Genomic DNA, 18,123 nt, shown 5'->3' with positions numbered 1-18,123 from the left:
ACGCACCTGACGCACCTGATGCGGCGCTTGGGTGCGGGCACTTTCTCGGCCAGGGGCAAGCCACGGCAGGCGCCGTCACCGCTGCATCGGGTGAACCTGGAACTTGCAAACCGCTGAACCACCATGGAATGGAGTCGTCATGAATTTCCTCGCTCTCCGGCTGACCGCACGAGCCTCATCACCGATGCGCCAACACCGGCGCATGGCGTGCATCGACCGGAAAACCCCCGGCTGCCGGCCTGGTCTGGCGGCCCTGGCCTGCGCCCTGGCCGCCACTTGGGCGCTGCACACCGGCGCGGGCGCCCAGACGGTGTGGCCGGATAAACCCGTGACCCTGGTGATTCCGTTCGCCGCAGGCGGCCCGACCGATGTGGTGGCCCGCATGTTGGCCATCCCTATGGGCAAATCCCTGGGCCAGCCGGTGCTGGTGGACAACACCGTCGGCGCAGGCGGCACCATTGCGACCACCAAGGTGGCGCGCGCGCCCGCCAACGGGAACACGGTGTTCCTGCACCACATGGGCATGTCCACTGCGCCCGCGCTGTACAAAAAGCTCGCGTTCGACCCGCTCAAGGACTTCGAGTACATCGGCCAGGTGCTGGATGTGCCGATGACCCTGCTGGGGCGCAGGGACTTTCCGGCCAACAACCTGCAGGAACTGCTGGCCTACATCAGGGCCAACCAGGACAAGGTCGCGCTGGCCAATGCCGGACTGGGCGCCGTCTCGCACCTGTGCGGCCTGCTGTTCATGAGCCAGATCGGCATCGAGCTGACCACCGTGCCCTACAAAGGCACAGGCCCGGCGATGAACGACCTGCTGGGCGGGCAGGTAGACCTGCTGTGCGACCAGACCACGCAAACCGTCCCGCTGATCAGGGACGCCCGCGTCAAGGTGTTCGGCGTCACCGTGCCCCGGCGGCTGACGGCGCTGCCGAACGTGCCCACGCTCGATGAGCAGGGCCTCAAGGGCTTCGATGTCAAAGTCTGGCACGGCCTGTACGCCCCCAAGGGCACACCACCCGAGGCATTGAAAAAGCTCAACACCGCGCTGCGCTTTGCCTTGCAAGACCCGGTGGTGAAACAGCGTTTGGCAGACCTGAGCTCGGACATACCGCCTGCCGACAAGATCACGCCCGAAGGACTCAAGACCCACCTGGAAGCCGAGATCGCCCGCTGGGGGCCGGTGATACGCAAGGCCGGCATCTACGCCGATTGAGGCCGCTGGCCCCGGGGGCCCCGGGCGCATGAGGGACGCATGGGGGGCAATCGCTGCCGGAAAATCCCCGCCGCCGCCTGCGCAGCAGCGATCGCAGCGCGCCGGCTTTTGCGCGGCGCGTCGTGCGACCCCGCGCACCATGTCTTCTGGCACACCGGCCCAACCCGGGGCACTGCAACGCCGCAGCGCAGCGCCGCTGCCGCCGGACCCCTGGTCGCTGGCTGCCATCGAGGCCCTGCCGGCCAAGCCGCTGCCGGACCTGCTCTTTCGACATGCAGACCGTGCAGCGCCAGCACGGGCCTGCGGGCGGCATCGAACGGGCCACGCCGCTATCGGTCAAGACCGGCGGCTGCCCCGAGAGACCCCTGCCTGTGTCTGGCGAGGATGGGCAACGCCGCCCTGGCGCGCAAGGCGCGGTGCCATGCGCCGTCATTTGCAGGGCGGCACAGGCCATGCGCAGTCCCCATGGGTCGTCCATTGGCGGGGCGGCGCATCAGAGGCCATCGACCAAAACGAAGGCAATGCGCGCCGGGCGGCCCGAACGGTTGGCCCATGCGTGGCGGGTGCCGCGCTGGATCAGCACATCGCCCGCGCGCAGCGTGGTCTGACTGCTTTCCATGATGGCCAGCAACTCGCCTTCCAGCATCAGCGCATAGTCCACGGTGCGCGTGCAGTGCATGCCGGGATGCTCGCCGGCGCGCGGCGCATGTCGTGCGTCGCGGTACATGCTGGCGAAGGTGGCTTGCAGCATGTGTTCGAGCGCTTGCGGGTCCTGCGGCTCGGGCGGGAAGTCGATGATGCGCAGCACGGTGCCGCCCTTGGCCGGCGCTACGCCCTGGTGCCCGGCAATGGCGTCGGCAGCGTCCACGGGGGCTGGCGCTGCGCCGGTGCACCACAGATTGGTCACGCGATAGCCGGGGCGCTGCGGCACCATGCGCACTGCGGGAGCAGGCCCGTCCTCGATGAATGCGGACTCGCCTTGCGGGTTGATGCCGGTGACGACCCGGCGAATCGGGGGGAGTGTCATCTTCAGTGCCTTTCCAGGTCGAGGTGGGGCAACAGTTCGGCGTTGGCTTGGTAAGTGCGCAGGATGCGGGCCTTGAACTGCGCTGCATCGAGGTAGGCCGGCACCTGGTGCAGTCCCAGCGCGGCCTGCCGGAAGCCGTCAGACGCCACCACCTTCTGGCACAGCCCCTGGATTCGGGCGAGCGTCGCGGGCGGGGTTGCGGCCGGGGCAAAGAGGCCGTTCAGACCCGGGGTCACTGCGGGGTAGCCCAGATCGGCCAGCGATGGGGCCTCGGGCAGCAAGGGGTGGCGCCTGTCGGACAGCAGCGCCAGCACACGCAGACCTTTGCCCGCGATCGAGGCAATGGCCGGCGCAGCGAAGTCCAGATGGCCGCCGAGCAACTGCGCCAGCACCGCCGAATCGCCTTTGAAGGCCACCGGATTGAATGGCACCCCCAGCGCCTTGGCCACGGCCGCAACGCCCAGATGCGGCACAGAGCCGTTGCCGGCATGGCCGTAGACCAGTTTTCCGGGGGCGGCCCGGGCGCGCGCCGTCAGATCCTGCAGGGTCTGGATCGGAGAGTCGGCGCGCACGGCAATGGTGAAGATGTTTTCAAACACCTGGCATACCGGCTCGAGCTGTTCATTGCGGTACGGCATGGTCTTGAAAAGCAAGGGCGCATGGGTGATCGGAGAGGCCGGCGAGAACGCCAGGGTCTGGCCATGGGGCGCGGCGCGCGCGAGCGCCGCAAAACCGATGATGCCGGCAGCGCCGTCGCGGTTGGTCACGACCCAGTTCTGTCCGCTCATGCGCGCGGCCTGGCGCGCAAAGGCGCGCGCCATCAGATCGACACCACCGCCGGCCGAATAGGCAACGATGACCTCGGTGACACCGGCTGCGGGTTTGTCCTGCGCGCATGCCAGTGTGGCGACGGACAAGAAAATGACGCCAATCCATGCTTTCATCGAGGGAGTCCTGAAATGCCCGCTTGCGCTGGCCGTCGGTTCAATGGCTGATGACAGGCCCCGGCCCACAGGCTATAGTCGGGGGCTTTTTCTGCGGCCCAAGTATGCCAAATGCTCTACGGCGCAAAGGTTGCACCGGGTTTGGCACGGCTAGGCGCATTTGACCCCCAAGGGAATCGACGATGAAAGAAGGCATTCACCCCAACTACCGCGAAGTCTTGTTTTCGGACCTGTCCAACGGCTTCAAGTTTGTCACCCGTTCGTGCGCGAACACCAAGGAAACCGAGACCTTCGAGGGCAAGGAATATCCGCTGTACAAGCTCGATACATCCTCCGAGTCGCACCCTTTTTACACCGGCACGCAAAAGTCGGTGGACAACATGGGCGGCCGCGTGGAGCGCTTTCGCAACCGTTTCGGCAAGACGGCAGCGAAGTAAGCCGTCTTTTGCCCGTGCGCCGATGCGGGCGCATATCCGGTCCTGTGCGCCCAAGGGCGCGCATCCAGTCCTGTCACCCGGGCATCGGCGCGCACCCGCTGCCTGCTGACGGCGCATTCTCGCCCCGCTGGCGGCGGCTTCGGCCCGGTGCCAGCCCCGATGCCCCGATGGACTGCGCGCCGCGCGGTCTGGCCGATGACCGCGCAACGCGGCATTTCGTCGCCCCCACCCGGGTAGCCCCCAGGCGCTCAGTCCTGCGGCCGGAATCCGATGACCAATGACGGGGGCACCCGTCCGTCCACATCGCGCGGCAGCGTTTCGGTTTTGTCCAGCGCCCGCAGCACGGCGTCATCCCAGGCTTTGCTGGTGCTCGGTTGCAGCAGCCGTTTGCCGACGATGGTGCCGTCGGGCGACAGACGCACTTCGACCTCGGCGCGCGGGTTGCCCGCGATGGCGTCGGGGTACACGATGTTTGGCCTGACCCTGGCGCTGACCTTGGCGCTGTAGCTGCCCGAGGGGCCTGGCGGGCCGGCGCTGCGCAAGGCGGCGCCATTGTCACCCCCGCTGGCCCCGGCCAGTCCTTGCAGGCGCCGCAGATTGTCCTCGCGCTGCCGGGCCAGTCGTTGCTCCTGCTCCTGTGCCTGTGCCTGTGCCTGTGCCTGCGCTTTGCTCTTGGCGGCTTGCTCGGCCCGGAGCTTGTCTTGCGCGAGTTTCTTCTGCTTTTCCTGTTCGGCCAACTGCTTTGCGCGCTGCTCGGCTTCTTTTTTCTTTTGCAGGCGCTCGCGGCGCTGCGCTTCCTGGCGCTCGCGTTCTTGGCGCTTTTTCTCGCGTTCGATGGCGATGTCGGCCACGCGCGTGTCGGGGGGCTGCGCTGCGGGCGCCGTGTCCGGCCGTGCCGTGGGCGCCGCAGCCGGCGCTACTGGCGGGACTACTGGCGGCACTGCTGGCGGCGCGGCGGGTTCGACGGCGGCCTGCCGGGGCGCAGCCGCCCATAGTTCGGCGGTGACGGCGGGCGGGTTGGTGCTGCTTTTCCAGTGCACGCCCCAGGTGAGCGCGCCAATCAGCAGCGCATGCACCAGCACGGACAGCACGATTGCGCGCAGATGCGCCGGCGGGCGGGGCGGGGCAAACTGGTCGCGGTCGTCGTGGGCATGCATGGGCGTCTGAGCTACACGGGGCGGGTTCGGTTCAACCGCCTTGCTGCACGAGCAGTCCGACCCGTTGCACGCCGGCTTTTTGCAGCGCATCCATGGCCTTGACCACGGTATCGTATTGCACGCCTTTGTCGGCGCTGATGAGCACGGCGCTGTCCGGCCCCTGGTCTGCTTGCCAGCGCACGGCGGCAGCGCCGATCTCGCGCAGGCTCAGGCGCAGCGTGGCTTGGGCGGTGCGCCACTGGAGCGCGCCGTCCCGGTGGACGATGAGCTGCGCCACCACTTTGGGCGGGTTCATGCTCTGGCCCACGCGGGGCACGCCGATCATGCCCGGGGTGAACATGGGGGCCGTCACGATGAAGATGATCAGCAGCACCAGCATCACGTCGATGAACGGCACCATGTTGATCTCGTTGATGGTACGGCGGCCTCGGCCGCGGGTGGCGATGGCAGGCATGGCGGCGGTTTTCCTGTGCTCAGTGGCCCGGGGCTGCGGCATGGGCGACATGGGCGCCCAGATTGCGTTGCAGGATGTTGGAGAACTCCTCGATGAAGGTCTCCTGGTGCGTGGCCACGCGGTCGATGTCGCGTGCAAAGCGGTTGTAGGCGATCACCGCCGGAATCGCGGCAAACAGGCCGATGGCCGTGGCCACCAGGGCTTCGGCAATGCCGGGGGCCACCGTGGCCAGCGTCACCTGCGCCATGCCGGCAAAGCCGGTGAAGGCGTGCATGATGCCCCACACCGTGCCAAACAGGCCCACATACGGCGACACCGAGCCTACCGAGGCCAGGAACGACAGGCTGGATTCGACCACATCCATCTCGCGCTGAAAGCTCGCGCGCATCGCGCGGCGCGCGCCGTCGAGCAGGGTGCCGGGGTCGGCGATGCGGCGCTCGCGCAGTTTTTGGTGCTCGCGCATGCCGCTGGCAAAGATGCGCTCCATCGGGCCGGCCTGTCTGGCGTTGCGGGTGGCGTTGGCGTACAGGTCGTTCAGGCTGGCGCCGGACCAGAATTCGCGCTCGAATTCCTCGTTCAGGGCTTTGATGCGCGCCAGCGCAAACAGCTTGCGCAAGATCGCCGCCCAACTGGCGATCGACACGCTCAGCAGCAGCAGCAGCACGAGTTGCACCATCCAACTGGCGTGCAGCATCAGGGAGATGATGGACATGTCTTGGGAGTTCATCGGCGTCGTTTCAAAAAAGAGGTGCTGGCGATTCTTGCAGGGCGCAACGTGGCCCGGGCCGATGCGCAGCGCATCCGGCCCGGGCGGCTCGGGTCTCGCTCAGGGCGCTGCCCTGGCCCTGTCGGCCGCCACTTCGGCGGCGCGCAGACGCGGCGCCAGAGCGTTGAGCATGGCGTTGACGTACTTGTGGCCGTCGGTGCCGCCAAATTCCTTGGCCAGTTCGATGCATTCATTGAGCACCACGCGCCAGGGCACGTCCGGGCAATGCTGAAATTCGTACACGCCGATCCACATCGTGGCGCGCTCTATCGGCGAGATGGCGATCAACTGGCGGTCCAGCAGCGGGACGATCAGCGCATCGATGTCCGCTGCCGCGCCGATGCAGCCATGCAGCAGGGTCTGGTAATGCGCCGCATCGGCCTTGTGAAAACCGGCCAGGCCGCGCGTGAATTCGTCGATGTCCGCCGCATCGTTGCCGCCCACCAGGTGCTGGTACAGCGCCTGCAGCGCGAATTCGCGCGCGCGGCTGCGGGGCAGGCGCGCGCCCGGCCCGCGCCCGCCGATGGCCTTGGCGCGCGCTGCCGGGGGCGGTCGAGCGTCAGCCGGCGCGGCGTCGTGGTTCGTGCTCATGACAGCGCGTCCAGCAAATTGGCCATTTCCACCGCCACGCGGGCGGCGTCGGCGCCCTTTTCGCTCTGGCGGGCAATGGCCTGCTCGAGGTTCTCGACGGTGATGATGGCGTTGGCGATCGGGATTTGGTAGTCGAGCGCCAGCCGCGTCACGCCGGCGCCCGATTCGTTGGCCACCAGCTCGAAGTGGTAGGTCTGGCCACGGATGATGCAGCCCAGCGCGATCAGCGCGTCGTAGTGGTTGCGCTCGGCCATGGCTTGCAGGGCCACGGGGATTTCGAGCGCGCCGGGCACCTGCACCTGCATGATGTGCTTGTCTTGCACGCCCAGCGCCAGCAGTTCGGCGCAGCAGGCCGCTGCCAGCGCGTTGGTGATGCCGCTGTTGAAGCGGGCTTGCACGATGCCGATGTGCAGTTTCTTGCCGTCGAGCCGGTCTGCCGTGCCTTTGTCTGCGCCGAACATGTTCATTCCTTGGGGATGAAGCCGGTGATCTCCAGCCCGTAGCCGGCCATGCTCGGCATGCGCCGGGGTTGGCCCATCAGCGCCATCCGGTGCACGCCGCATTCGCGCAGGATCTGCGCGCCCACGCCGTGGGTGCGCAGATCCATGCGACCGCGTTCGGGGGCCTGGGCGGCGCGCGCCCGGCCTTCGAACTGGGCCAGCAACTGCTCGGCGCTTTCGCCGCAGTTGAGCAGCACGGCCACGCCCTTGCCCTGGGCGGCCAGGTATTGCAGGCCGGTGTTCAGATCCCAGGAGTGCATGGAGCGGTTGCCTCCGAGCGCGTCGAGCACCGACAGCGGCTCGTGCACGCGCACCGGCACCACCTCGTCGGCGCTCCACTGCCCCTTGACCAGCGCCAGGTGCACGGCCTGGCTGGGCTGGTCGCGAAAGGCGTGGACGGTGAACTCGCCGTAGGCCGTTTGCAGTGCGCGGCTGCCCACCTTTTGCACCAGCGATTCATTGCGGCTGCGGTACTCGATCAGGTCGGCAATGGTGCCGATCTTCAGGCCATGCCCGGCGGCGAAGGCTTGCAGATCGGGCAGGCGGGCCATGGTGCCGTCGTCCTTCATGATCTCGCAGATCACCGCCGCCGGGCTGCAACCGGCCATGCCGGCCAGATCGCAGCCGGCCTCGGTATGGCCGGCACGCATCAGCACGCCGCCATCGACCGCCTGCAACGGAAAGATATGGCCCGGTTGCACCAGATCGCTGGCCCGGCTGCCCGGGGCCACGGCCACCTGCACGGTGCGGGCGCGGTCGGCCGCAGAGATGCCGGTGGTCACCCCTTCGGCCGCTTCGATGGAGACCGTGAAGGCCGTGCTGTACACCGTGCCGTTGCGCGCGGCCATCGGCGGCAGGTGGAGAAACTCGCAGCGCTCGCGCGTGAGCGTCAGGCAGATCAGGCCGCGGCCGAAGCGCGCCATGAAGTTGATCGCCTCGGGCGTGACATGGTCGGCGGCCAGCACCAGGTCGCCTTCGTTTTCGCGCTCTTGCTCATCCACCAGGATGACGATGCGCCCGGCGCGCATCTCGGCGACGATGTCTTGCACCGGCGAGATGGGCACGGGAGTGGGGACAGAGGTCATGGAGGCCTTTCGTCGGCAACGCTGGCGCAGGCCACAAAAGGAGCCTGGGCGTCGGCGGCCCTTGGAGGGGCGATTTTAGTTCACCGGGGGATGGCCCATGCGTCTGGCCCATGTACCTGGCCCATGCGCCGGTCCGTCTCATTGCCGCGCCGTGCGCATGTTGCGCGGCAGGCCCTGCGGGTGGCTGGTGCGCAGCGGGTTGATGTCCAGGCCGCCACGGCGCGTGTAGCGCGCGTAGACGGTCAGTTCGATGGGCTGGCAGCGCGTCCACAGGTCCATGAAGATGCGCTCGACGCATTGCTCGTGGAATCCGCTGTGGTTGCGAAAGCTCACCAGATACTGCAGCAGCCCTTCCTGGTCGATCGGCGGGCCGCGGTAGGCGATCTGCACGCTGGCCCAGTCGGGCTGGCCCGTGACCGGGCAGTTGCTCTTGAGCAGTTGGCTGGTCAGCCGCTCGGACACGGGGGCGGCGTCGTGCTGTGCGCTCAGCAGTTCGGGCGCGGGCTGGTACTGCGTGCATTGCACGTCCAGCCGGTCCAGGCTCAGGCCATCGAGCTCTTGCATCAGCTCCTGCGCGAACCGGTCCGGGCCCAGCAGCGTCACGCCGACGCTGCCCGCGCTGGCCGCCCCGCGCCAGACGGCGGCACTGACATCGGCACGGATGCGCGCCTGCACCTGCGCGGCATCGGCAAAGCGGGTGTTGGAAAAGCTGTTCAGGTAGAGCTTGAAGGACTTGCTCTCCACGATCCGGGGCGTCTCGCAGGGCACGGTGATATGGGCCAGCGCCACCTGCGGCTTGCCGCGCTGATTGAGCCAGGACAGCTCGAACGCCGTCCACAGGTCGGCCCCGAAAAAGGGCGCCGCGCCGCTGATGCCAAGCTCGGCCCGCTGGTCCGCGCGCGCTATCGGAAACAGCAGCGTGGCGTCGTACTGGTCGACACAGGCGGAGGCCTTGCCCAACGGCGATGACTCTGGCGGGTTCATGGCCTGCCCCTGCATGGGTGGTGGTTGCGCGGCTGCGGATGCTTCATTTTTTTGCCGCTATGGGCACAGGCAGGACATGCGCCAGCACCGGCTTTCGGTTCAATGGCCGCGCGCGCCGCGCTTCAGGCAGCGGGCGACTTGCGCCGGAACACCAGGCGCTCGGGGTCGGATGCTGCCGGGGCATAGGCATAGCCGCCAAGCCCAAAGCCTTCGAGCTGCCGGGGCCGGCTCAGGCGGTGGGTGATCGCGTGGCGCGCCATCAGGCCCCGGGCGCGCTTGGCATAAAAGCTGATGATCTTGTAGGCGCCGCCCTTGAAGTCCTCGAACACGCATTCGACCACGCGCGCGTTGAGCGCTTTGCGGTCTACCGCCTTGAAGTATTCCTGCGACGCGAGGTTGACGAGCACCGGGTCGGGGTCGTCATGCAGCCGGTGGTTCAGATGCTCGGCAATCTGGCGGCCCCAGAACTGGTAGAGGTTGCCGCCGGCCGCAGTGGCCAGGCGCGTGCCCATCTCCAGCCGGTGGGGCTGTATCCGGTCCAGCGGGCGCAACACGCCGTACAGACCACTGAGGATGGCCAGATGCTGCTGCGCCCAGTCCAGATCCGGCGCGCTCAGCGTGCGCGCCTGCAAGCCCTCGTAGACATCGCCGTCGAAAGCCAGCAGCGCCTGGCGCGAGTTGCTGGCGCTGCAACGCGGCTGCCAGGCCTGGTAGCGCTCGGCATTGAGCGCCGCCAGCGGCGCGCTCAGCTGCATCAGCGCAGCGATCTGCTGCGGCGACCGGCTGCGCAGCAACGCGATCAGCGCGCTGGACTGCGCGATGAAACAAGGCGTGGAATGCGGCCAGCCTTCAGGCAAGGGCGTGGCGTAGTCCAGCGATTTGGCGGGGGACAGCAGCAACAGCATCGGGAGCCGGGGGTGAAAGATGGGCCAGCAGATCGGTAAAGCGCTCTGCGGGGTCGCCGCAGAGCCATTGTCGGAAGAACGACCGGCCAGGCATCAGGCCGCAGGCGGTTGCGCCTCGAAGGGCAGGGTGAGCGCCGACAGGTCGCGGCGGGTTTCCACCAGCACCAGCGGGCCATCGTCTGGCTCCGGCACCGGCATCCGCTCACGCGGCACGCGGATCGGCGCAGGCTCAGCGGCAATCGCCGCCTGGACGGCAGCGATCTTGTCGGCGTCGGAGTTCACCCATTGCAGGCCCGAGGTGGCGGCGACCTGCTGCAACTCATCGATGGGCAGCGTGAAGGACTGAACCCGGGGCAGGGTATGCGCGACCGGGGTTGCCGCAGGGGTGGCCGGGGTGACCGGGACGGCAGCCACTGGCGCAACCGGCGCAATGGGCGCAATTGGCGCAATTGGCGCAATTGGCGCAATGGGCGCGACCGGCACGGCAATGTCCGCCTCGGCCAGCGCCGGCGCAGCAGCGACGGCGGTCACCGGGGCGGCCATCACGGCCTCGTCAGGCGCCGGGACCGGGGCCACCGGTGCTGCGCTGGCCGGCGCCGGCGTGGCGGCGCTGAAGTAGCTGCGGCGCGGGGACTCGTCCTGCGCGGGCGCGGCTGCGGGGTCGGCATCCATCGGCGCTGGCGCGTCGGCCTCGGCGTCGGTGGCGGCGTCGCGCGGGCCTGGCTCATGGCGATCACGGCGATCGCGCCGGTAGCGGCCGTAGCGGTCACGCGAACGGCGCTCGCGGCGCTGCGGGTCTTCGCTGCCGGGGGCGCCGCCATCGGTGCCGTCGACATCGTTTCCGTGCAGCGTGACGGGGCTGCTGCTCAGGTCCAGATCGGGCAGCGCGGCCAGCGGCAGCGTGTCGGGAAAACGGCCGGCGCCGGCGCCTTCTGGCGCGGCAGCGCCGCGCTCGGCACGGCCTTCGACACGCTCGCCGCGCTCAGCACGCTCAGCACGCTCAGCACGCTCAGCACGCTCGTGGCGCGGGCCGCGCTGTGGTTGGGCCGGCGCGCCGTTGCCGATGTGCTGGCCGTTCAGTCCTTCCACCGGCGCTGCGCTGCCGTCACTGCTGGCGTCGGCGGTCTGCTGGCGTGGCGCGCCATCCGGCACCGCAGAGCGGCGGCCACGGCCACCGTCGCGGGCATTGCGGCCTTCACGGACCGCCCGGCCTTCGCGGCCTGCGCCTTCGGCGTCACGCGCGGTATTGGTATTGCGCGCTGCGCGGTTGTCGGCATCACGGGGTGTGCGGCCTTCGGCATCACGGGATGGGCGGCCCTCGGCATCGCGGGGTGTGCGCTCGCCACGGCGGCCACGGCCTTCGGCGCTGCGGCCATCGCGCCGGGGTTCGCTGCGGCCTGTCGTGGCCGCTGCGGGCGTTGGCGCTGGCGCGGTGCCAAAGCCGAGCACGCTCTTGAGCCAGGTCAGAAAGCCCGGCTCTTGCGCTGCGCCAGCCACGGGCGCCGGGGCAGCGGGCCGCTGGCCGCCCGGCGGTGGCAAGGCTGCGCTTTCGGGGCGGGATTGTGCAGCCGGGGCCGGAGCCGGAGCCGGTATTGGGGCCGGGGCCGGGGCGTCGGGCAGCACGCCTTTGATGACCGGGGTCTGCTTGTTGGTCGGCTCTTGCGAGCGGCGTGTCACGGCGGTGGGGTCTTGCACTTCTTCGGCGAGCTTGTAGCTGGCTTCGATATGGTCCAGGCGCGGGTCGTCGTGCTTCAAGCGCTCCAGGCGGTAGTTCGGGGTTTCCAGTGTCTTGTTCGGCACCATCAGCACGCTCACGCGCTGCCTGAACTCGATCTTGGCGATCTCGGTGCGCTTTTCGTTGAGCAGGAACGAGGCCACTTCCACCGGCACCTGGCAGTGCACGGCGGCGGTGTTGTCCTTCATCGATTCTTCCTGGATGATGCGCAGGATTTGCAGCGCCGAAGATTCGGTGTCGCGGATATGGCCCGAGCCGCCGCAGCGCGGGCAGGGGATGGACGAGCCCTCGGCGAGCGCGGGCTTCAGGCGCTGGCGGCTCATCTCCATCAGGCCGAACTTGCTGATGGTGCCGAACTGCACGCGCGCGCGGTCTTGGCGCAATGCCTCGCGCAGGCGGTTTTCCACTTCGCGGCGGTTCTTGCTTTCCTCCATGTCGATGAAGTCGATCACGATCAGGCCGCCCAAATCGCGCAAGCGCATCTGGCGCGCCACTTCGTCGGCGGCTTCCAGGTTGGTGCGGGTGGCGGTGTCCTCGATGTCGCCGCCCTTGATGGCGCGGGCCGAGTTCACGTCCACCGACACCAGCGCTTCGGTGTGGTCGATCACGATGGCGCCCCCCGAGGGCAGTTGCACGGTGCGGGCGTAGGCCGATTCGATCTGGTGCTCGATCTGAAAGCGGCTGAACAGCGCGGCCGCGTCGCGGTAGCGCTTGACGCGGGCGGCATGCTCGGGCATCACATGCGCCATGAACTGCTGCGCCTGCTCGTAGATGTCGTCGGTGTCGATGAGGATGTCGCCGATGTCGTTGTTGAAGTAGTCGCGGATCGCGCGGATCACCAGGCTCGATTCCTGGTAGATCAGGAAGGCGCCCTTGCCGCTCTGGGCCGCGCCGTCGATCGCGTTCCACAATTTGAGCAGGTAGTTCAGGTCCCACTGCAATTCGGGCGCGCTGCGGCCAATGCCGGCGGTGCGCGCGATGATGCTCATGCCGCCGGGGTATTCGAGCTGGTCCATCGCCTCCTTGAGCTCGGCGCGGTCTTCACCCTCGATGCGGCGCGAAACGCCGCCGCCACGGGGGTTGTTCGGCATCAGCACCACATAACGGCCGGCCAGCGAGACAAAGGTGGTCAGCGCCGCGCCCTTGTTGCCGCGCTCTTCCTTTTCGATCTGCACCAGCAGTTCCTGGCCCTCCTTGATCACTTCGTTGATGCGCGCCTGGCCGGGCGCGGCGCCGGGGCTGAAGTAGCTGCGCGCTATCTCCTTGAACGGCAAAAAGCCGTGGCGGTCTTCACCGTAGTCGACGAAACAGGCTTCCAGCGAAGGCTCGATGCGCGTGACCACGGCTTTGTAGATGTTGCCCTTGCGCTGTTCGCGCCCCTCGATCTCGATTTCGTAGTCGAGCAGCTTTTGTCCGTCGACGATGGCCAGGCGCCGTTCTTCGGGCTGCGTGGCGTTGATGAGCATCCGCTTCATGATGCGATTCCTTGCTGTGTGTCGCGGGCGGCAGCGGTGCAGCCAGGCCACGAAGGGGCAGGGCTGCGCGGGCTGCTGCCCACAGTTCAAACCATTAACAACCAGATGACAGGCACGGCAAGAGCCGGGCATGTGTGGACTGACGCATCAAAACGAAAGCGAAAGGAACGACCGGGGCTGCCCGGCACCTGCCGAGCGCTGGCGCGGCGGGCAAAGGCAGGGGCGCGTGGATGATGGCGAGCGGCGCAGTGTTGCTGCCGATGGCGGCGGCGTGCGCTGCTGGCAAGGCCGCCGGGGCCGGATGCGGGCGAGCAGCCAGGGGCCATAGCCACTGCCACAAGGTCACCATCCATGCCATCGACCACCACATGCTCGCTTTGATCCGTTGGCCGGCTGCTCCGGGACAGGGCAGGCGCCAACTTGGGGGATTCCGTATCAGTGTTTCAATCTGTCAGCCCGCCGTTCGGCGTGTAGGCCATCGCAGGCATCGAGCCTGCAATCTGCGCGCACGACGCCCGCTGGCATCGACCGGCCTGCGCCAGTGCAAGGGTTGCGTAGACTAAACTCCAGAAAAATCAACCACTTACATAGCAAACGCGCAGGTGAAACGCATTATAGGGGCCAAACCGCCCTCCGACCGCAGTGTCCCCGCAAGTCCTGTGGCGGCCCGCCTGGTGCAGGTCGACGGCGCCAGCGCAGGCCAGCGGCTCGACAATTTTTTGCTGCGCCAGCTCAAGGGCGTGCCCAAGACCCATGTCTACCGCATCATCCGCAGCGGCCAGGTGCGCATCAACAAGGGCCGGGCACACGCCGACACCCGCGTGCAGGCAGGCGACATGGTGCGCCTGCCGCCGCTGCGCATCTCCGACGCCGTGGCCCAAAAGGCCGAACACCCGGCGCCGGCGCGGGAGTTTCCCATCCTTTGGGAAGACGAACACCTGATCGCCATCGACAAACCCGCAGGCGTGGCCGTGCATGGCGGCAGCGGCGTCAGCTTTGGCGTGATCGAGCAACTGCGCCAGGCCCGGCCGGACGCCCCATTTCTGGAACTGGTGCACCGGCTCGACCGCGAAACCTCGGGCATCTTGCTGGTGGCCAAAAAGCGCTCCGCGCTCACGCATCTGCAAGCGCAGTTGCGCGCGCGCACGACCGGCAAGACCTATCTGGCACTGGTGGCGGGCGCCTGGCCGGCGCACCAAAGGGTCATCGACCTGCCGCTGCACAAATACCTGCAAGCCGACGGCGAGCGCCGCGTGCGTGTGACCACGGCCGACGACCCGCACGGCATGCGCTCCATCACCCTGGTCCGGCCGCGCGGCAGTTGGCCCGCGCGCGCGGGCCTGCCCGCGCTGCAACTGCTGGAGGTGACGATCAAGACCGGCCGCACGCACCAGATCCGCGTGCACCTGGCCAGCCAGGGGCATGCCATCGCGGGGGACGACAAATACGGGGATTTCGAGCTCAACAAGCGCATGCAAAAGCAGGGTCTCAAGCGCATGTTTTTGCATGCTTGGCGGTTACAGTTCAAGCACCCCGCTTCGGGCGAGCCTGTCGCCCTGCATGCCGAGTTGGCGCCCGAACTGGCCGATCTCGTCAATCCCCCGTGAACGCACCCCATGCCCGCCACCAACACCACCCGCCCGCGCCGCTTCGATCTGATCGCCTTCGACTGGGACGGCACCCTGTACGACTCCACGGCCATCATCGCGCGCTGCATACAAGCGGCGGTGCGCGATGTCGGCGGCACCGTGCCCAGCGACAAAGCCGCAACCTACGTGATCGGCCTGGGGCTGATGCAGGCCCTGGTCCACGCGGCGCCGGACGTGCCGCCCGAAAAGCACCACGACCTGGGCCAGCGTTACCGCTTTCACTACGCCCGGCACCAGGATGACCTGAGCCTGTTCGACGGCGTCGCGCCCCTGCTGGCCGACCTGCGCCAGCGCGGCCACCTGCTGGCCGTGGCCACCGGCAAAAGCCGGCGCGGGCTTGACGAAGCCCTGCACTCGGTGGCCCTGCGGGGAGTATTCGACGGCTCGCGCACCGCCGACCAGACCGCCAGCAAGCCGCACCCGCTGATGCTGCAAGAACTGATGGCCGAATTCGACGTGGCGCCGCAGCGCCTGTTGCTGATCGGCGACACCACCCACGACCTGCAAATGGCCGTCAACGCGGGCTGCGCCAGCGTGGGGGTGAGCTACGGCGCCCATGGGCCCGAAGCATTCCAGACGCTGGCCCCGTTGTTCGTCGCCCGCTCGGTGCGCGAACTGCACGATTGGCTGCTGCAAGAAGCCTGAAACCGCCGCCAAACCCCGCCCCCGCCCCCCGCCCCGCGCGCGATGAACGACCCCCTTGCCGAAACCGCCATCGCCCTGTGCCACAGTGCCGACCTCGTCGATGGCGGCCTGGCGCTGGCGTTCGACGTGCGCTACGCAGGCCGGACCTGCCGCGCCTTTGCCATCCGTTACCGGGGCCAGGCCCATGCCTATCTGAACCGCTGCACCCATGTGGCCATGGAACTGGACTACCAGCCCGGGCGTTTCTTCGACGGCACCGGCCAATGGCTGCTGTGCGCCACCCATGGCGCGGCATACCATCCCGGCACGGGCCGGTGCGCCGGCGGCCCCTGCCGGGGCGGCCTGATAAAAATTGCGCTGTCGGAAAATGCCGGCCTGGTGCGCTGGCATACTGCACACGACCTGCAACCCGCAGCGTTCTGAACAAGCCCCCCCTCTCTTCAGGAGCCATTTTGTGAGCGATTCATCGCATGAACCCGGCTGGGAGCGCGCCACGCTGGAAAAGCTGGCCTTTGCAACCCTCAACGAACAACGCAGCATCCGCCGCTGGAGAACCTTCTTTCGGCTCGCCTGGCTGGTGCTGATGGCCAGCATCGCGTTTGTGACGCTGCGCCAGACCGTGCCGGGCATCAGCAAAAGCGCGCCGCACACGGCCATGGTCGACATCAAGGGCGAGATTGCCGCCGGCGCCGGCGCCAGTGCCGAATTCGTCGTCGCAGCGATGCGCAGCGCGCTGGAAAACGACGGCTCCCAAGCCCTGGTGCTGCTGATCAACTCGCCCGGCGGCAGCCCGGTGCAGGCCGGCATCATCAACGACGAAATCCGGCGCCTGAAAGCCAAGCACAACAAGCCGATCTACGCCGTGGTCGAAGAAACCTGCGCCTCGGCGGCGTACTACATTGCCGCCGCCACCGATGACATCTATGTCGACAAAGCCAGCATCGTCGGCAGCATCGGCGTGCTGATGGATGGCTTCGGCTTCACCGGCACCATGGAAAAACTGGGCGTGGAACGCCGCCTGCTGACCTCCGGCGAGAACAAAGGCTTTCTCGACCCCTTCAGCCCGCAGACCGACAAACAGCGCGCCTACGCGCAGACCATGCTCGACCAGATCCACCAGCAGTTCATCGCCGCAGTCAAAGCCGGACGCGCAGAGCGCCTCAAGAGCACCTCCTCGGACACCTTCAGCGGCCTGTTCTGGACCGGCCAGCAGGCCGTTGAAATGGGCCTGGCCGACAAACTGGGCAACCTCGATTACGTGGCGCGCGAAGTGGTCAAGGCCGAAGACATCATCGACTACACCCGCCGTGAGAACGTGGCCGAGCTCCTGGCCAAGCGCTTCGAGCTCCTGGCCAAACGCTTTGGCACCGCACTGGGCGTGGGCATCATGAAATCGCTGTCCGTTGCCGGGGCGCCATTGCGCTGAATGCGCCGGGACTGCGCTGCGGCTGATGCGCAGCGCAGTCCCGGCCACGGCGCACGACCGTCACCGCCGATGCAAACGGCGCTTGCGCCGCCGTCGGCCGTCCCGATGCATGGATCATGGATAAGTCCGTGAAAACGACCAAGCCACCGGGATCGGCGCCAAGCCAGAGACAAACCAGAGACAGACCACCGCAGCGCCGGGAGATGGCAACAATGCCATCGGACCGGTGGCGCGGATGGTAGATGGTATTATCGTGAGGATTTGCAACACACCCCGGATTCGATCGTCGCAGACATCGCCCAACCCGCGCAAGGCCCGGACAGGACCCAGATACCGGGGGTCGCCCGCAGGGTCCGAACCACAGCCATTCACCACATCAGGATATGGATCATGCCCAGAATGATCGTTTCAATCGACGGGGTCGTCGTCAGGGAAGTACAACTGACCAAAGAGCGGACCACGCTGGGGCGGCGCCCGTACAACGACATCGCGATCGATCACCTTGCCGTCAGCGGAGAGCATGCCGTGATCCACATGGACATGGCGAGCCAGGGCGTGGAGATCGAAGACCTCGGCAGCACCAACGGCACCTACGTCAACGCCAAGGCCATCAAACGCCAGGCACTGCGCAACGGCGACACGGTGGAACTGGGCAAGTACAAAATCCGCTTCGTGCAGAGAGCCGGAGACCGCAGCTACGACAAGACATCGTTCGCCAAGCTCGGCAACTCAGGCGCAGCGCCGCTGCCCGCGCCGGCCGCAAAGGCCGCCCCGGCTGCACCGATCGCCCCAACCGCCCCAACGGCCCCGGCCACTCCCGCCGCCCCGGCTTTGGCCTCTGCCAGCGCCCTCATCCGTGTCATCTCGGGCGCCGCAGCCGGGCGCACCGTGGCCTTGCAGAAAGTAGTGACCACCATTGGCAAACCGGGCGTCGCCATCGCCTCCATCACCAAGCGGCAGCAGGACTTCGTGCTGGCCCATGTCGAAGGCCCCGACATGCCGCAGCTCAACGGGGCGTTGATAGGAACGACGCCCGTGCCGCTGAAAAACGGTGACCGGCTCCAACTGGCCGGCACCGAAATGCGGTTCGAGCACGGCTGACGTCTGTCCGTCGAACCTGGCGGGTG

18 protein-coding genes are annotated in these 18,123 nt (G+C 67.7%); 7 read left to right on the top strand and 11 right to left on the bottom strand.

Annotated features, from left to right (window positions below; translation table 11 throughout):
- Window positions 1–202: 202 nt before the first annotated feature.
- A complete protein-coding gene (locus tag VEIS_RS23260) occupies window positions 203–1,216 on the top strand; it encodes a tripartite tricarboxylate transporter substrate-binding protein (RefSeq protein WP_049774112.1) in 1,014 nt (337 codons plus the stop codon).
- 493 nt (window positions 1,217–1,709) lie between these two features.
- Here VEIS_RS23260 and VEIS_RS23255 read toward each other — a convergent pair whose 3' ends face one another.
- Window positions 1,710–2,243: a cupin domain-containing protein gene (locus tag VEIS_RS23255; protein ID WP_011812469.1), complete on the bottom strand. Its 534-nt coding sequence runs from the start codon at window positions 2,241–2,243 to the stop codon at window positions 1,710–1,712.
- Window positions 2,244–2,245: 2 nt separating this feature from the next.
- Entirely contained in the window at window positions 2,246–3,187 is a 942-nt protein-coding gene (locus VEIS_RS23250) for a tripartite tricarboxylate transporter substrate binding protein (protein WP_011812468.1), read from the bottom strand.
- A gap of 182 nt (window positions 3,188–3,369) precedes the next feature.
- Here VEIS_RS23250 and VEIS_RS23245 point away from each other — a divergent pair, with 182 nt between their 5' ends.
- Window positions 3,370–3,624, top strand: coding sequence for a type B 50S ribosomal protein L31 (locus VEIS_RS23245; protein WP_011812467.1), 255 nt, complete (start codon window positions 3,370–3,372; stop codon window positions 3,622–3,624).
- Between the two features lie 248 nt (window positions 3,625–3,872).
- Here VEIS_RS23245 and tolA read toward each other — a convergent pair whose 3' ends face one another.
- The 9 genes from tolA to VEIS_RS23200 all read right to left on the bottom strand — a co-directional run bounded on the left by tolA (window position 3,873) and on the right by VEIS_RS23200 (window position 13,276).
- On the bottom strand, window positions 3,873–4,781 hold the full coding sequence (tolA, locus tag VEIS_RS23240) for a cell envelope integrity protein TolA (protein ID WP_011812466.1): 909 nt from the start codon (window positions 4,779–4,781) through the stop codon (window positions 3,873–3,875).
- Between the two features lie 31 nt (window positions 4,782–4,812).
- Entirely contained in the window at window positions 4,813–5,235 is a 423-nt protein-coding gene (locus VEIS_RS23235) for a biopolymer transporter ExbD (RefSeq protein ID WP_011812465.1), read from the bottom strand.
- 19 nt (window positions 5,236–5,254) lie between these two features.
- Entirely contained in the window at window positions 5,255–5,962 is a 708-nt protein-coding gene (gene tolQ / locus VEIS_RS23230) for a protein TolQ (protein ID WP_011812464.1), read from the bottom strand.
- A 99-nt stretch (window positions 5,963–6,061) separates the two neighbouring features.
- Window positions 6,062–6,592, bottom strand: a complete 531-nt coding sequence (gene nusB, locus VEIS_RS23225; protein ID WP_011812463.1) for a transcription antitermination factor NusB — start codon at window positions 6,590–6,592, stop codon at window positions 6,062–6,064.
- Window positions 6,589–7,053, bottom strand: a complete 465-nt coding sequence (gene ribH / locus VEIS_RS23220) for a 6,7-dimethyl-8-ribityllumazine synthase (RefSeq protein WP_011812462.1) — start codon at window positions 7,051–7,053, stop codon at window positions 6,589–6,591. The genes nusB and ribH overlap by 4 nt, the downstream gene beginning before the upstream one ends.
- Before the next feature lie 2 nt (window positions 7,054–7,055).
- Entirely contained in the window at window positions 7,056–8,177 is a 1,122-nt protein-coding gene (gene ribBA, locus VEIS_RS23215; protein WP_011812461.1) for a bifunctional 3,4-dihydroxy-2-butanone-4-phosphate synthase/GTP cyclohydrolase II, read from the bottom strand.
- 138 nt (window positions 8,178–8,315) lie between these two features.
- Window positions 8,316–9,161, bottom strand: coding sequence for an NADPH-dependent 7-cyano-7-deazaguanine reductase QueF (gene queF, locus VEIS_RS23210; RefSeq protein ID WP_011812460.1), 846 nt, complete (start codon window positions 9,159–9,161; stop codon window positions 8,316–8,318).
- A gap of 122 nt (window positions 9,162–9,283) precedes the next feature.
- Window positions 9,284–10,066: a peroxide stress protein YaaA gene (gene yaaA, locus VEIS_RS23205; RefSeq protein ID WP_011812459.1), complete on the bottom strand. Its 783-nt coding sequence runs from the start codon at window positions 10,064–10,066 to the stop codon at window positions 9,284–9,286.
- Window positions 10,067–10,159: 93 nt separating this feature from the next.
- Window positions 10,160–13,276, bottom strand: coding sequence for an Rne/Rng family ribonuclease (locus tag VEIS_RS23200; protein WP_011812458.1), 3,117 nt, complete (start codon window positions 13,274–13,276; stop codon window positions 10,160–10,162).
- Window positions 13,277–13,878: 602 nt separating this feature from the next.
- Between VEIS_RS23200 and VEIS_RS23195 the strand changes: the two genes are divergently transcribed.
- From VEIS_RS23195 to VEIS_RS23175, 5 genes are all read left to right on the top strand, one after another.
- A complete protein-coding gene (locus VEIS_RS23195) occupies window positions 13,879–14,883 on the top strand; it encodes an RluA family pseudouridine synthase (RefSeq protein ID WP_011812457.1) in 1,005 nt (334 codons plus the stop codon).
- A 9-nt stretch (window positions 14,884–14,892) separates the two neighbouring features.
- Entirely contained in the window at window positions 14,893–15,570 is a 678-nt protein-coding gene (locus VEIS_RS23190) for an HAD-IA family hydrolase (RefSeq protein ID WP_011812456.1), read from the top strand.
- Window positions 15,571–15,612: 42 nt separating this feature from the next.
- Window positions 15,613–15,993: a Rieske (2Fe-2S) protein gene (locus VEIS_RS23185; protein ID WP_011812455.1), complete on the top strand. Its 381-nt coding sequence runs from the start codon at window positions 15,613–15,615 to the stop codon at window positions 15,991–15,993.
- A gap of 31 nt (window positions 15,994–16,024) precedes the next feature.
- Window positions 16,025–16,996, top strand: coding sequence for a S49 family peptidase (locus tag VEIS_RS23180; RefSeq protein WP_011812454.1), 972 nt, complete (start codon window positions 16,025–16,027; stop codon window positions 16,994–16,996).
- Window positions 16,997–17,386: 390 nt separating this feature from the next.
- On the top strand, window positions 17,387–18,097 hold the full coding sequence (locus tag VEIS_RS23175; protein ID WP_011812453.1) for an FHA domain-containing protein: 711 nt from the start codon (window positions 17,387–17,389) through the stop codon (window positions 18,095–18,097).
- Window positions 18,098–18,123 lie beyond the last annotated feature (26 nt).

The sequence above is a fragment of the Verminephrobacter eiseniae EF01-2 genome (assembly GCF_000015565.1).
Lineage (GTDB): Bacteria > Pseudomonadota > Gammaproteobacteria > Burkholderiales > Burkholderiaceae_C > Acidovorax > Acidovorax eiseniae.
This window is presented reverse-complemented; position numbering and strand designations above follow the sequence as displayed.

Coding starts and splice junctions, on each gene's coding strand:
- VEIS_RS23250 (WP_011812468.1), bottom strand. CDS start 3,187: ATGAAAGCATGGATTGGCGTCATTTTCTTGTCCGTCGCCACACTGGCA.
- VEIS_RS23185 (WP_011812455.1), top strand. CDS start 15,613: ATGAACGACCCCCTTGCCGAAACCGCCATCGCCCTGTGCCACAGTGCC.
- VEIS_RS23245 (WP_011812467.1), top strand. CDS start 3,370: ATGAAAGAAGGCATTCACCCCAACTACCGCGAAGTCTTGTTTTCGGAC.
- ribBA (WP_011812461.1), bottom strand. CDS start 8,177: ATGACCTCTGTCCCCACTCCCGTGCCCATCTCGCCGGTGCAAGACATC.
- yaaA (WP_011812459.1), bottom strand. CDS start 10,066: ATGCTGTTGCTGCTGTCCCCCGCCAAATCGCTGGACTACGCCACGCCC.
- VEIS_RS23235 (WP_011812465.1), bottom strand. CDS start 5,235: ATGCCTGCCATCGCCACCCGCGGCCGAGGCCGCCGTACCATCAACGAG.
- queF (WP_011812460.1), bottom strand. CDS start 9,161: ATGAACCCGCCAGAGTCATCGCCGTTGGGCAAGGCCTCCGCCTGTGTC.
- VEIS_RS23200 (WP_011812458.1), bottom strand. CDS start 13,276: ATGAAGCGGATGCTCATCAACGCCACGCAGCCCGAAGAACGGCGCCTG.
- tolA (WP_011812466.1), bottom strand. CDS start 4,781: ATGCATGCCCACGACGACCGCGACCAGTTTGCCCCGCCCCGCCCGCCG.
- nusB (WP_011812463.1), bottom strand. CDS start 6,592: ATGAGCACGAACCACGACGCCGCGCCGGCTGACGCTCGACCGCCCCCG.
- VEIS_RS23175 (WP_011812453.1), top strand. CDS start 17,387: ATGCCCAGAATGATCGTTTCAATCGACGGGGTCGTCGTCAGGGAAGTA.
- VEIS_RS23260 (WP_049774112.1), top strand. CDS start 203: ATGGCGTGCATCGACCGGAAAACCCCCGGCTGCCGGCCTGGTCTGGCG.
- ribH (WP_011812462.1), bottom strand. CDS start 7,053: ATGTTCGGCGCAGACAAAGGCACGGCAGACCGGCTCGACGGCAAGAAA.
- tolQ (WP_011812464.1), bottom strand. CDS start 5,962: ATGAACTCCCAAGACATGTCCATCATCTCCCTGATGCTGCACGCCAGT.
- VEIS_RS23255 (WP_011812469.1), bottom strand. CDS start 2,243: ATGACACTCCCCCCGATTCGCCGGGTCGTCACCGGCATCAACCCGCAA.
- VEIS_RS23190 (WP_011812456.1), top strand. CDS start 14,893: ATGCCCGCCACCAACACCACCCGCCCGCGCCGCTTCGATCTGATCGCC.